The organism is Flavobacterium sp. B114r (assembly GCF_056824125.1).
In genome coordinates, this window is sequence record NZ_CP124858.1 from 5,617,712 (window position 1) to 5,631,035 (window position 13,324).

The window sequence follows — 13,324 nt, forward strand, 5'->3', positions numbered from 1 at the left end:
AAAATGCATCAGGCACCCTTAGTCAGAACTTAACTTTCATATAAGATGAGGTAGAAAAAAAATACATCAACAAGATATGCAGATCACAACTTAGGTAACCGATGTATACTGTTGAATCAAATTCTTAGAACCTGTTGGGTAATGTAGATAGGATTTGAGTTGCCACAAAATGGCACGAAGATTTTAAAACGATTGTAATCATTTACAATAGTCTGACTTGAAAAGGAAAGGTACCAATTGTCAAGTAAACTGTAGTTTGTTGCAAAAAACTTATTTGAAAGTCCATCTGTAAGATCATCACTTCCAAGATATTCTTCTTCAAGATCTATATCTGCATCTTCAATTATTGAACTGCCCTGATCCTGATTGGTGAATTTTACTCGGTGCTTTTTCTCAAGAGTATGCTGACGAAAGTTTTGTGGAGTACCAGCATTAAGATATTGCCCTCCGCCAAGCAGAAGCAAATTCATGAATACTAAAAATACTATTAACTTTCTCATTTGGGTGCGAAAGTAAGGAAAGTATCGAAACAAAAAAAGATTTTTTTATAAGCTTTAACATTTAGTAAAAACGAAAACGTTTTCATTGTTTTACTAAGTATGAATTACAACAAAATATTATTACTTTATGCGAAAATATCATAAAAAAACAACCTCCTCTTAGAATTATTCTAATACATAATCTTAAACTTATACAAAACAATCAAAATCGCAATGATTTGACTTTATATCTTTTATTCTATAATTTAAGCAGTCTTTTCTATAATAAAATTTAGGCTATTGAAAATTATTCTTTTTCTTTTTTAAAAAAATTACGATTTAAGCCGTTATTATTCGAACACCAAAGTCCTACTTCTTACATTTTTATTTATATGACAACAATCATATTTTGTAAAATAAGTTGTACATAAATTTGTGTCTTTATAAATCACAATGAAAATTCTAGCGTATCTATTTTTAATAGCGATAATTTTAAGACCGGCTTTTCCTGTTTTAAATTATATTGTTAACTATGACTATATAGCTAAGGAACTTTGTGAAAACAAAAAACAACCTCAATTGGGTTGTAATGGGAAATGTCATCTTAAAAAAGAATTGGCAAAAACCACAGAAAATGACTCTCCCTCGTCAGAGAAAAAAAACGTTTCCTCAGGAATTGACTTATTATTTATTGAAAATATTCACGCTTTTAATTTCAATTTTGCTGTTAAATCAATTTTGACAAATGATATTTTGCGACATAATTTGTATTCTTATTTTAATATCGTTTTGATATTTCATCCACCTGCTTTTCAGTATTAATTTCCAGAATCTTTATTAATTTTCTTATCGGTGCTATTACCGATACGCTATTTATTATCTGTTTTTTAATTTAATACTTATGAAAAATTTCAAATATTTATCTTTTCTTTTCTTGGCAATTACATTTTTTTCTTGTACATCTGATAGTGATTCTACACCGGAAACTGCAGTTGACGAAACCTTGGGACTTGTAAAAATTCAGAAACTATCCAATGAAAATCATGTTATTGAACTTTATTCCGAAACTGGAGTACTAACACAGGGGTACAATCAAATCTCGTTAAGAATAAAAGACAAAACCACCAATAAATACATTACAAACGCTTCGTTTAACTGGATACCAATAATGAAAATGGCTGCAATGCAACATTCTTGTCCGAGATCTGGCATCGAAAAAATTTCAGGCAAGCAAACTCTATATCGCGGCGATATTATTTTTCAAATGGCTCAAAATGATACAGATGCCTGGCATTTGCAAATAGATTATACGATTGATGATATTAAGTCTAATGCAACATCTGCTATAGCTGTAATTGCTTCTCAAAAACGTACGGTAAACTCTTTTACCGGAACTGACGGAGTAAGATATATTCTGGCTTACATCAGTCCGAAAACACCAAAAGTTGCCTTAAACAACATGACAGTTGGTCTTTATAAAATGCAGGATGATCTGATTACATTCAATGTAGTTGATAATTTTAAAATAAAAATAGATCCGCGAATGCCAAGTATGGGTAATCATAGTTCGCCTAACAATACTGATTTACTGCAATCATTATCCGGAGGAACTTATAATGGAAAACTTTCGCTGACTATGACCGGTTATTGGAAAATAAACCTGCAGCTCCTGAATGCTACCGGAGAAGTATTGAAAGGGGAAGATTTTGCAACTGAAAATCTGCAAAGCAGCCTCTTTTTTGAGGCGGAATTTTAATCATTTTATTACTAACAAGAAAGGGCTAAGTGATCACACTTAGCCTGCCTATTTATGATATTATGAAAATTACAGCCACAATTCTGTTAGCAGCATTTTCTACTATTTGTTTTGCGCAGAAACAAGAAAAAGACAGTATTTCGCCAGTTGATCTGAATGAAATTATTGTTATCAGCAAAAAAACGCCTGCTCGCCTTAAACAGCCAAAATCTCTTGCAACAGTTGAGGAATACTTGCAGCAATCATCAAAAGTTAATATGGTACGAAGGGGCGGATACGCACTGGAACCAATTATCAATAATATGGCGACTGAAAGAACTGTTATTACAATTGATTGTATGCGCATTTTTGGTGCTTGTACGGACAAAATGGATCCTGTTACTTCTTATGTTGAGGTATCGAATCTTTCTGAAGCTAATATTGCTTCGGGCCAACAAGGAAGCTGTCATGGACCAACAATTGGCGGATCGATCGATTTGAAGCGAGCCAATCTTAATCAAAAAGAATTAGGATGGAATGGTGCTGCTAAAACTGGTTACGAAACCAATAATCAACATAAAATTCTGGGAACATCTATAGGATTCAACGATAAGTCCTTTTACGTTAATACCGATTTTACTTATCGCGATGCCCAAAATTATAAAGCAGGGAATCATGAAGAAATAGATTTTTCGCAGTTTACAAAATACAATCTCTCGGCTACAGCCGGTTTTTATTTAGGCAAAAAAGGTTTGATCGAAGGTGCTGTAATTTATGATAAAGCTACAGATGTGGGTTATCCTGCTCTGCCTATGGATGTTTCTTTGGCAAAAGCCACCATAACTTCTTTGCGCTATAGCTATACTCCTGTTTCTTCTTATTTTACCAATTGGGAAACTAAAGTATACTATAACACTATTACACATAAAATGGATGATACTAAAAGACCAAACGTCCCCATTCATATGGATATGCCCGGATGGTCTGACACTTATGGATATTATTCTAAACTAAAAGGGAGGTATGAAAACCATCACTTCATGGCAAACCTGAATAGTTTTTATAACAAATCGATTGCCGAAATGACGATGTATCCAAGTAATCCTAAAGAGAATCCCATGTTTATGTATACTTGGCCTGATGTTCGAACTTTTTATAATGGTTTATATCTTGAAGACGGAATGCAAATTTCTCCAAATGCTAATATCAAAGTTTCTACAAATATTGGAATTCATTCTAATAAGGTTGCAGATGAATTTGGTTTGCAAAGTCTTGAGATTTTTTATCCTGATATGAATGCAACTAAAAATCGTGTTTTAAAAAGTCTTGCGGGAAATTATATTTTGCATCATAATAAATTCGAATACGGTTTTGGTTTGGCTTACGGAGAAAGAGCTCCATCAGTTTCAGAAGGTTATGGTTATTATCTGTACAACAGTAATGATTTTTATGATTATATAGGAAATCCCAATTTACAAAACGAGAAATCATTTGAAGCAAATCTCTCTTTTGGATTTAAAACCGAAACATTTACGGCGAACCTAACTTCATCGTTTTTTCATATTCAGGATTATATCATCGGGAAAATTGATCCTAACATACAGCCTATGACTATTGGAGGCTCAGGAGTAAAAGTCTATAATGCTTTGAATTATGCTACAATTTTTAATACAGATTTGAATTTGGAATATAAAATAGCCCAAAACTGGTATTTTAAAACACTTCTGGCTTATAGCTGCGGCAAAGATGACGATCATAATAATTTGCCTTTCATAAGTCCGTTGCGCTATTCCGGGAACTTACAATTTAAAAAAGAAAATTTCAATTTAGGATTTGGAGCATCCGGAAATCTAACTCAGGTAAAATTTGCAGCAGCTTACGGCGAAACTAAAACATCAGGTTATGTAATCTTTAATTTCAATTCCGGTTATACTTTTCCTTGGAATGAAAAGAAACTAAACGTTCAGGCTGGCGTCGAAAACATTTTTGATAAATATTACACTACATTCTCTGACTGGAATAAAATCCCGAGACAAGGAAGAAATTTTTTTATTAATGTTTCATATGTTTTATTTTAAAACCTCTTTATGATTGATGAAACAAACTAATTAGTGGATATACGTTTACCACAAAGTTTCCATTATTGTAAATTCCTTTCCTTCCTTAATAAAAGTTTGATGCGTATCGACCATTCCTAATTTCTCATAAAAAGATTTTTTGTTGGTTCTGGCATTGCACCAGACTTTTTTTAAGTCTTTTTCTTTTGCGACTTTAAAAATATGGTTCAAAAGTTCAGATGCGATCCCTTTTCCCTGATATTCTTCGAGGGTTGCTAATTTCCGAAACTGCATTTCAGTGTTCTTAATAAAACAAGAAACTATCGAAACTAATTGATCATGAACAAACACGCCAAAATGCAATCCTGAATTATCTTCTTGTAACTGAACAAACTCAAAAGGCTGATCCGGCCACATAATTTCATGCCTGATTTGCCAGGTTTGAGAGGCTTCGATTGCTTTAATTACCATTATATCATTTTTTCTTTAATGTTTCAAATTTAAGACATTTTATAATTATATCAAATGCGACTACCACAAATACATTTTACTCATTATCAAAAACATACACGAAATAAATAAGATAAATCATTCTTTTTAAATTAATAATATTTATTTTTATACGATCTAAAAAAACAAATCCAATTATGAAAAAATTCATTTTAGCAGTAGTATTGTGTATTAGTGTAAATGGTTTTGCACAATTAATACAATTCGGACCTCAATTTTCTTATAATATAACGTCTCCCCTAACCAATGATTTTAGTTCAAAAAGCTCAGGAACCGGCATAGGAGCTGCAGGATTTGTGAGAGTGAACTTATTACTTTTTTACGGTCAGGGTGAATTTGGATATGCGAAATCAAAATTCAACGTTGCTCAAACCGGAATTGGAGAAACTGAATATCAATTATCAGGAACTGATGCTACGCTACTTATTGGTTTTAAAGTTGTTCCTCTGGGAAAACTAGGAAATGTTCGGATATTTGCGGGATACAACTGGAAAAATTATTCGGATATTAAAGCAAATAATAGCCTGAATCCTATTGATATTGAAAAAAACAACAGCAGTATCCTTGGCGGAGTTGGTGTAGATTTATGGAGATTGACTTTAGACTACCGATATCTTGCCGGTGTTACAGATATTGATCCATCAAACAGAAAAGTAAAAACGGCCGCTTCTAATATCTCACTGGGATATAAATTTTTATAGAAAAACTCTTTTTTCTACATACAAAAAAAGGAATCTAAATTTAGATTCCTTTTTTTATTATTTCACTTTTGAATAAAAACGTTCTATATTATCCTCTGTTATTTTCTCATAACCATTCGCGCCTTTTTTTCCAACGTTAATGACACGTAATTCATCTGATTTGTTACTAATTATACAATGCCAAACAGTACCATCAGATAAAATAATATCCGAAAATAAAGAGCTTGTTTCTTCTCCATCATAATAAACTAATGGTTCAGATTTAATTAGTTTCTTTTCTTGGGTTTTCTTGTTTCTCTCGTAAAACAAAATTTCATTTTTATTGATTTCAACTAACTCTTCGAAATCTTTTTCTGCAGAATCATAGGTTTGATTAACTGCCCATATTGGTTTGTCACCAATCATTTTCCAGGTACCTAAAGCCTGAGTCATTATATCTTCTCTCAAAATATGCTGCAAAGTATCTACTTTTTTAGCAGACTCAATACCTATTTCGTTTTCAGGTTTAATTTTAGACGCAAAATAAAATAAGTCAATAGCTTTCTTAAAGTCAGCTTTGTCATAATAAGACATGGCTAATTCGTATCTGCTCTTTTGAAATGCAGTTTTAGAATTATTTTGAGCAAAAGTTTTAGAAAGAATTAATAAAACAATTAAAAGGAGGGGCTTTTTCATTTATATGGTATTTTATTCTTTTTTTTGCAAACCTAGTTTTTTATTCCATAATTCTTACGGTTTTCCACATTTAATTTTAAAGAAAAAACTTGCTTATAAAAACACAAAAAAAAGGAATCTGATAATTATTAGATTCCTTTTTTATGATATTAGTTATTTCTGGCGAAATGAAGTTAATTTTAATTCGAAAATGAACTCAAAATTTGCATTGCCTTATCGGTATCTTTTTTATTGACAAAAATATGATCATGATAAAAAGCAGCCACAACATTGCAACTAATTTCATGCTCTGAAAGTGCTTTCGAAAAAGCTGCTGTCAAACCAACCGCTTCTAATGATGAATGAACCGTAAGTGTTATCCAGGACATTAAAATCGAATAATCGAGTTTTAATTTATCAGCGACTTCTTTTTTAAGAATTAAGGTAATCGCTTCTTTTTCTTTAAAAAACATTTCAACTTCCTTTAGATCAATATCTTTTAAACTATCTGTTTTACAAAAAACGTAATCACCTGAATTATGTTCCGGTTTCATGCTTTTTAGCAATTGCTGTAAATCTTTTTCTCCTGACATATTTATAAATTCATTCTAGATTATTTAGAAGACCATGTATTATTCTTTGGTGTTGCATCCATAAAAATACCGCCATCGACTGTTACTTGTTTAATTTCTTTTTTATTTTTTAGGGCAATTACAGCACGTTTTTGATTGGCTTGCCAAACTGCAGGTGTTTGATGAATAGTTTCTGTCGTTTTATCAGAATAGGTAACAATAATATCAAACGGAATCGCAAAACCTCCAACGTTTTCTACTGAAACAACATTTTTGGCCACATTTTTAATCGAAATATCAATATAATTATTGGTAAAAAACCAGTTATTAAAGAACCAATTCAAGTTTTTTCCTGAAGCAGTATTAAACGAATTAAAATAATCCCAAGGAATTGGATGTTTACCATTCCATTTATCCATATAGGCATGAAGGGATTTTTTGAACAAATCATCACCAAGCAGATCTTTTAGGGCGATATAAGATAATGATGCTTTACCATATGAATTATTGCCATAACCTGAATCTGATAACTGTGATGACATGGTAATAATGGGCTGATCTTCTTCGGTCGATGGATCGTTTATGTATTGCTGCACTCGAAATTCTTTATAAAATTTATCAGCAGCTTCTTTTCCATGTTCTGCAATTCCTATTAAATATTCAAAGGTCGTTGCCCAGCCTTCATCCATAAAAGCATAACGCGTTTCGTTGATTCCCATATAAAACGGAAAATAAGTATGAGCGACTTCATGATCCTGAACCAATTGTGCAAAAACGGGATCGCCCATTTGAGAATCGTTACACATCATTGGATACTCCATATCTGCGAAACCCTGAAAAGCTGTCATTTTAGAAAACGGATACGGAATTCCCGGCCAGTTATTAGAAAACCAATCTAATGCATATTGATTGTTCTTGATCGAATTTACAAAATCAGTTCCTGCCACATCATAAGCTGCCTGTATACTCGCACGTCTATTTGTTTTTTTATCTACGACAACACTACCGGCATCCCATAAATAATGATCACTTAGACCAAAACAAACATCTGTGATATTTTTGGCTTCAAATTTCCAGACATTCCATTCGTTTTGTGTTGTTACAATACCACTTTTCATTTCCTGTTCATTGGCAATATGCAAAACTTCATCTGTTGTATATGATTTCTTTAAGCGTGAAGCAAATTCAGGCTGCAAAACCTCATCCGGATTCAATAAATCTCCTGTTCCGTAAACAACATAATTTTTTGGTGCTTCTACAGAATAGGTATAGTCATTAAAATCATTATAAAACTCCTGACCTGAAGTATGAGGAAGGTCATCCCATTTATTATAATCATCAAAAACAGAAACACGAGGATAACTGTAGGCCACAAAAAATGTGCTGTTATCGATTTGTCCTTCTCTTCCGCTAAGTTTTGATAAGGGATAATTCCAATCAATATCAATTGTAATTTTACTGTGCGGAGGCAAAGGTTTTTTCATTTTTACTTTTTCTACTGTTCCCCAGTCTTTGGCATCTTCCTTGTAAACTATTCCTTCAATTTTTAAAGCAGTAATTGTTAAACCATCAGTAAAAAAATCTTCACTATTTTGTACCGCCCGTGGCGATGTTTTTTTATGAATATTATTTACAAATCTAATTCGTAAATTTTTCAGCGTATCGTTACTATTATTTTCATAAACGATAGTTTCAGTTCCGCTAACTATTTTAGTATCGGCATTTACTTGCAGGGCAATGGTATATTTACCATGATTTTGCCAATAATTTTTACCCGGCTTTCCGTCCATAGAACGAACATTATCAGCATAAGATTCTTTTATATTTCTTGGCATATAAAGCTCTTGTGAAAAGCTATTTTGAGCTAAAAACACAAAGGCTATTAACAGCAATTGAAGTGATCGTTTTTTCATAAGTTGATTTAAGATTTGATGATTAATTGATTATAACATTAGTTGAGTTTTCTAACTTAATGTTACACAAATTTAAAATTATAGTTTTTAAACTATACCATCTGATATTAAATAACTTAAAAATAAAAACCGTCTAATTCTAAAAAAGAAAAAGACGGCGTCTACAATTAATATATAACCTTGATCACTACAAAATATAATCAGTATTAATAAAATTCGATTCCTTGCTGTTTAGCAATTCCTGCAAAATTTCATTATTATACGCAATATCTTTTGAAGCTACAAACGTACGGATTGAGAAGGAGCGCAATGCATCAGGAATACTTAATGTTCCTACAGCAGAGTCTTTACGACCGGTGAACGGGAATGCATCCGGACCTCTCTGGCAAGAACTATTTAAGTTTACTCTGCACACTAAATTTACCAAAGCATCGATAAGCGGTGCTAAAGTCTTGATATCTTTTCCAAACAAACTAACTTGTTGTCCGTAGTTAGATTCCGCCATATCTTCAAGAGGCTCACTAATATCTTTAAAAGCAATAATTGGCACAACTGGTCCAAATTGTTCTTCATGATACACACGCATCTCTTTGTTTACAGGATATAAAACAGCTGGGAAAATATAATTATCTGTATGTTTTCCTCCTTTTTCGTTCAATATTTTTGCTCCTTTATGAGTTGCATCATCAATTAAACCCTGGATATAATTTGGTTTTTCAGTTTCAGGAAGCGGTGTTAAAGAAGCTCCTTTTTCCCATGGGTTTCCAAATACCAAAGCATCTACTTTTTCAGAGAAACGTTTATTAAATTCTTCTACAATAGATTCGTGTACATACAATACTTTTAGAGCTGTACAACGCTGTCCGTTGAAGGATAAAGTTCCTGCAATACATTCCTGAATTGCCAAATCTAAATCAGCATCCGGTAAAATAATTGCCGGGTTTTTAGCTTCTAATCCTAAAATTAAACGCAATCTGTTTTTATTTGGGTGTTGATCCTGCAATGCAATCGCAGATTTACTGTTTCCGATTAATGCCAACACATCAATTTTTCCAGATTTCATGATCGGAGAAGCTACTTCACGACCTCTACCGTAAACAATATTGATAACACCTTTAGGAAAACTGCTTCTAAATGCTTCTAACAATGGCGAGATACATAAAACACCATGTTTAGCCGGTTTAAAGATAACTGTATTACCCATAATCAAAGCCGGAATCAACAAAGAGAAAGTTTCGTTTAATGGATAATTGTAAGGTCCAAGACACAATACAACACCAAGAGGTCCACGACGAATCATAGCGTTTACACCTTGTACTTTTTCAAAATGTGCACTGCGTCCGTTTAATTCTTTATAGCTGTCGATAGTATCGTAAATGTATTCAACGGTTCTGTCAAATTCTTTTTGAGAATCCCCAAGGTTTTTTCCAATTTCCCACATCAAAAGTTTAACCACTTCCTCACGGGTTTCCTTCATTTGTCTTACGAAATTTTCCATACATTTTATACGGTCAACCACTTTCATGGTTGGCCATAATCCCTGACCTTTATTATATGCAGCATTGGCAGCTTCAACCACTTCGGCAGCTTCTTTCTCTGCCATGAACGGAATCGATCCTAATAAAGTTGGAGTATATTTTTCTGTAGATGAAATCGTCGAAAACACTGGAGTAGTCTGTCCTGTCCAGGGTTTCAATTCGCCATTTACAAGATAAGTATCTTGGTTTATAAGTGTTTTGATCTGATATTCTTCGGGTATTAAACTCATAATTTGGTAATTTATGTTTGGTTATTTATTAGTTATTAAAAGAAAAAAGAGGCTTTTTGCGCCTCTTAATTTATTTTTATGAATTTATGGTCTCGCCTTCCCAATCCAAAATTCCACCAAGCAAGTTGTAGGCATTAGCAATACCTAATTCATTCATAACCTGACATGCCTTAGCGCTTCTGGCTCCAGAACGGCAATACACATAATAATTTTTATTTTTATCCAGTTCTTCGATTTCGTAAATAAAACCCTGACCTTTATTAATATCAATGTTTACGGCATTCTCGATATAACCGTCATTAAATTCGTCTTCAGTTCTTACGTCCAGTATAACTGCATTCTCGTCAGCAGCAAGCTGATTAACCCAATCTTCTTGTGATAAATTCATAGTATCTGTTTTTTGTAAAATTACGACGTTTATATTAATTAAAAACGTGCCAAATGCGATTTCGATTATTATTCTCAGAAAACGTTTTAGAGAAAGTATTATAATCAGTGAAATACAAATTTACTTACTATTTTTAAAAATACAGTCTATAAAATTGATAGAAAATAGGTTTTTATCATTTACATAAAATGTATCTTAAAAATAGTTTTCTCACATTTTATACCATTCCAATCTGCTATCTTTGTAATAAATTATATGTTTTAATTTCTATTTGATAAAATTATTTGCACGAATTTATTTTTTTTCACTGATTATAATGATCAAAATTATTAGCAACGAATTACACTAATTTCCACTAATTAATTCAGGTAGATTCGTGAAACCCGTAGCAAAAGAAAAACATGTGCAAACCAGTTCAATCCGTAAAATCCGTGGGCTATTAATTGACCACAACTAAGCAATGCAAAATTCATTTAAAAATATATTCCCTAATTTCTCCCCTGAACTTATTGCGACTATCGAAGAAAACGGAAGTGTGCAGAATTTTGAAGCCGGAACAATATTAATGCGAACCGGCCAATACATAAGAAACACGGTTTTGATCACCAAGGGAAAAATCAAAATCTATCGTGAAGGCGAAGATGGAGGCGAATTTTTAATGTATTATTTGCAACCGGGACAAGCCTGCGCTATTTCGATGATTTGTACCGCCAAAAGCGAAAAAAGCCAGATTATGGCAAAAGTAACAGAAGATGTTTCCGTCATGATGATTCCATTACAAATGATGGACAAATGGATGATGGAGCACAGAACCTGGTACGAATTTGTAATCGAAACTTATAGAAGCCGTTTTGAAGAAGTCCTTGAAGTTGTAGACAATATCGCTTTCCGTTCTATGGATGAAAGATTGGAGTTTTACCTCAAAAGACATTCTGACGCATGTGGCTGTTCTGAAGTCAATTTATCACATCAGGAAATTGCCTCAGAGCTAAATACCTCAAGAGAAGTTGTTTCAAGATTACTCAAAAAAATGGAACAAAGAGGTTTAGTCAAACTAAACAGAAATCAAATTGAGTTATTAAAGTAAAATTATTAGCCCGCGGGTTTTGCGGGTTAAACGGATTTTTACTCATTTATTTTTATTAACCATTAAGATATAAGAAAATTTAAGGCGCAATGCTTAATTTCCTTATAACATTAAGATAAAAAAGCTAAACTTAACTTTCTTAATCTTTTAATGGTAAAAATTAAAATTTTAATTGTCCACGGATTTGGAGGATGGAACGAGTTTTCGCTGGTTTATTTTTATTAACCATTAAAATATTAAGAAAAATTAAGGCGCAAGCTTAATTTCCTTATAAACATTAAGATAAAAAAGCTAAACTTAACCTTCTTAATCTCTTAATGGTAAAAAACTATTTCAGACAACGATTATCAGTTCAAGACAAACCAAAAAGAAAAAAAAACCTGTGTCAACCCGTTTACCCGCAAAATCCACGGGCAATAAATCAGCAATAAAAATCCCATATGTGATAAAAGTTACTGTAAGTTTCTTTTTATCAGAGCACCTTTGTATAAAATAAATACAATGGAATATTTAGGTTATTTTGCTTCGATTATTATCGGGATTTCGCTTGGCTTAATTGGCGGAGGCGGATCGATCTTGACCATTCCTATTTTAGTGTATTTGTTTAAAGTAAATCCGGAGCAAGCCACTTCTTATTCTTTATTTATTGTAGGATTAACTGCTATGTTTGGGAGTTACAGCCATTACAAAATAGGTAATCTCAAACTCAAATCGGCATTGTACTTTGCCATTCCCTCCGTGATTTCGATTCTGATTATTCGCGAAGTGATATTTCCTAAAATTGCATCGACCTTGTTTTCTATTGCATCGTATTCCGTTTCAAAAGATTTTCTGATTATGATTGTCTTTTCAATATTGATGATTACAGCGGCAATATCAATGATTAGAAAAAACAAACCCGAAATAAAAGCAACCGAAACCAATTATACACAATTAAGCATAATAGGTTTTATAGTAGGAATCTTAACCGGATTTCTGGGTGCCGGCGGAGGTTTTCTAATTATTCCTGCGCTGCTTTTTTTTGCAAATTTACCTATGAAACAAGCCGTAGGAACATCATTGTTGATTATCGCCATAAATTCATCTATTGGTTTTGGAGGAGATCTTTATATTGGTACTTCTATAAATTATCCTTTTTTATTTAGCGTTTCCGGAATGGCGCTTATTGGAATGTTTATTGGAAGCCAGCTTTCTAAAAAAATCGACGGAGCAAAACTTAAACCTATTTTTGGCTGGTTTGTATTGGTAATGGGATTTTATATTATTACTAAAGAGGTTTTGTTTTAATCTTTTTTTCTCTCACAGATCTTGCAGATTTTTGTTTTATTACAATTTTTGCTTCTTAATTGCAGCATAATCTTTGTCAAAGTTTTTGAACTTTGACAAAGACGAAAACCAAAAATGAGGAAACAATTACTGCTTCCCCATTTTCTATTATTTACTCTTTATTCTTTACTCTT

13 protein-coding genes are annotated in these 13,324 nt (G+C 32.6%); 6 read left to right on the plus strand and 7 right to left on the minus strand.

The features are described 5' to 3' along the window. Positions 1 to 116: 116 nt before the first annotated feature. Positions 117 to 500, minus strand: coding sequence for a hypothetical protein (locus QLQ94_RS23310; protein ID WP_271338685.1), 384 nt, complete (start codon positions 498 to 500; stop codon positions 117 to 119). A 432-nt stretch (positions 501 to 932) separates the two neighbouring features. Here QLQ94_RS23310 and QLQ94_RS23315 point away from each other — a divergent pair, with 432 nt between their 5' ends. From QLQ94_RS23315 to QLQ94_RS23325, 3 genes are all read left to right on the plus strand, one after another. After that, positions 933 to 1,301, plus strand: coding sequence for a hypothetical protein (locus tag QLQ94_RS23315; protein WP_271338686.1), 369 nt, complete (start codon positions 933 to 935; stop codon positions 1,299 to 1,301). A gap of 79 nt (positions 1,302 to 1,380) precedes the next feature. Then, on the plus strand, positions 1,381 to 2,235 hold the full coding sequence (locus tag QLQ94_RS23320) for a hypothetical protein (protein ID WP_482498686.1): 855 nt from the start codon (positions 1,381 to 1,383) through the stop codon (positions 2,233 to 2,235). A gap of 62 nt (positions 2,236 to 2,297) precedes the next feature. Then, the gene (locus tag QLQ94_RS23325) at positions 2,298 to 4,292 is read left to right on the plus strand and encodes a TonB-copper family protein (protein WP_482498688.1); all 1,995 of its coding nucleotides are present in this window, start codon (positions 2,298 to 2,300) and stop codon (positions 4,290 to 4,292) included. Positions 4,293 to 4,337: 45 nt separating this feature from the next. On the opposite strand, the gene QLQ94_RS23330 is transcribed toward QLQ94_RS23325, so the two are convergent. Beyond that, positions 4,338 to 4,742, minus strand: coding sequence for a GNAT family N-acetyltransferase (locus QLQ94_RS23330; RefSeq protein WP_271338689.1), 405 nt, complete (start codon positions 4,740 to 4,742; stop codon positions 4,338 to 4,340). A 176-nt stretch (positions 4,743 to 4,918) separates the two neighbouring features. On the opposite strand from QLQ94_RS23330, the gene QLQ94_RS23335 reads away from it, so the two are divergent. Then, complete coding sequence (locus QLQ94_RS23335) at positions 4,919 to 5,482, plus strand: outer membrane beta-barrel protein (RefSeq protein ID WP_271338690.1); 564 nt, start codon at positions 4,919 to 4,921, stop codon at positions 5,480 to 5,482. Between the two features lie 57 nt (positions 5,483 to 5,539). On the opposite strand, the gene QLQ94_RS23340 is transcribed toward QLQ94_RS23335, so the two are convergent. The 5 genes from QLQ94_RS23340 to QLQ94_RS23360 all read right to left on the minus strand — a co-directional run bounded on the left by QLQ94_RS23340 (position 5,540) and on the right by QLQ94_RS23360 (position 10,777). Continuing rightward, on the minus strand, positions 5,540 to 6,157 hold the full coding sequence (locus QLQ94_RS23340; protein ID WP_271334290.1) for a hypothetical protein: 618 nt from the start codon (positions 6,155 to 6,157) through the stop codon (positions 5,540 to 5,542). A gap of 179 nt (positions 6,158 to 6,336) precedes the next feature. After that, positions 6,337 to 6,729, minus strand: coding sequence for an ACT domain-containing protein (locus QLQ94_RS23345; protein WP_271334291.1), 393 nt, complete (start codon positions 6,727 to 6,729; stop codon positions 6,337 to 6,339). A gap of 20 nt (positions 6,730 to 6,749) precedes the next feature. Beyond that, a complete protein-coding gene (locus QLQ94_RS23350; RefSeq protein WP_271334292.1) occupies positions 6,750 to 8,621 on the minus strand; it encodes a M1 family metallopeptidase in 1,872 nt (623 codons plus the stop codon). 187 nt (positions 8,622 to 8,808) lie between these two features. Then, on the minus strand, positions 8,809 to 10,389 hold the full coding sequence (locus QLQ94_RS23355; protein WP_271334293.1) for an NADP-dependent glyceraldehyde-3-phosphate dehydrogenase: 1,581 nt from the start codon (positions 10,387 to 10,389) through the stop codon (positions 8,809 to 8,811). Between the two features lie 76 nt (positions 10,390 to 10,465). Next, positions 10,466 to 10,777, minus strand: coding sequence for a rhodanese-like domain-containing protein (locus QLQ94_RS23360; RefSeq protein ID WP_271334294.1), 312 nt, complete (start codon positions 10,775 to 10,777; stop codon positions 10,466 to 10,468). A 460-nt stretch (positions 10,778 to 11,237) separates the two neighbouring features. Between QLQ94_RS23360 and QLQ94_RS23365 the strand changes: the two genes are divergently transcribed. Beyond that, entirely contained in the window at positions 11,238 to 11,864 is a 627-nt protein-coding gene (locus tag QLQ94_RS23365; protein ID WP_271334295.1) for a Crp/Fnr family transcriptional regulator, read from the plus strand. Between the two features lie 501 nt (positions 11,865 to 12,365). Then, the gene (locus QLQ94_RS23370; RefSeq protein ID WP_271334296.1) at positions 12,366 to 13,151 is read left to right on the plus strand and encodes a sulfite exporter TauE/SafE family protein; all 786 of its coding nucleotides are present in this window, start codon (positions 12,366 to 12,368) and stop codon (positions 13,149 to 13,151) included. Positions 13,152 to 13,324: the final 173 nt, after the last annotated feature.

What these genes read in the sequence shown, in the direction of transcription:
- QLQ94_RS23360 (WP_271334294.1), bottom strand. Translation starts at nt 10,777, where the DNA reads ATGAATTTATCACAAGAAGATTGGGTTAATCAGCTTGCTGCTGACGAG.
- QLQ94_RS23310 (WP_271338685.1), bottom strand. Translation starts at nt 500, where the DNA reads ATGAGAAAGTTAATAGTATTTTTAGTATTCATGAATTTGCTTCTGCTT.
- QLQ94_RS23365 (WP_271334295.1), top strand. Translation starts at nt 11,238, where the DNA reads ATGCAAAATTCATTTAAAAATATATTCCCTAATTTCTCCCCTGAACTT.
- QLQ94_RS23355 (WP_271334293.1), bottom strand. Translation starts at nt 10,389, where the DNA reads ATGAGTTTAATACCCGAAGAATATCAGATCAAAACACTTATAAACCAA.
- QLQ94_RS23350 (WP_271334292.1), bottom strand. Translation starts at nt 8,621, where the DNA reads ATGAAAAAACGATCACTTCAATTGCTGTTAATAGCCTTTGTGTTTTTA.
- QLQ94_RS23340 (WP_271334290.1), bottom strand. Translation starts at nt 6,157, where the DNA reads ATGAAAAAGCCCCTCCTTTTAATTGTTTTATTAATTCTTTCTAAAACT.
- QLQ94_RS23345 (WP_271334291.1), bottom strand. Translation starts at nt 6,729, where the DNA reads ATGTCAGGAGAAAAAGATTTACAGCAATTGCTAAAAAGCATGAAACCG.
- QLQ94_RS23370 (WP_271334296.1), top strand. Translation starts at nt 12,366, where the DNA reads ATGGAATATTTAGGTTATTTTGCTTCGATTATTATCGGGATTTCGCTT.
- QLQ94_RS23320 (WP_482498686.1), top strand. Translation starts at nt 1,381, where the DNA reads ATGAAAAATTTCAAATATTTATCTTTTCTTTTCTTGGCAATTACATTT.
- QLQ94_RS23315 (WP_271338686.1), top strand. Translation starts at nt 933, where the DNA reads ATGAAAATTCTAGCGTATCTATTTTTAATAGCGATAATTTTAAGACCG.
- QLQ94_RS23330 (WP_271338689.1), bottom strand. Translation starts at nt 4,742, where the DNA reads ATGGTAATTAAAGCAATCGAAGCCTCTCAAACCTGGCAAATCAGGCAT.
- QLQ94_RS23335 (WP_271338690.1), top strand. Translation starts at nt 4,919, where the DNA reads ATGAAAAAATTCATTTTAGCAGTAGTATTGTGTATTAGTGTAAATGGT.
- QLQ94_RS23325 (WP_482498688.1), top strand. Translation starts at nt 2,298, where the DNA reads ATGAAAATTACAGCCACAATTCTGTTAGCAGCATTTTCTACTATTTGT.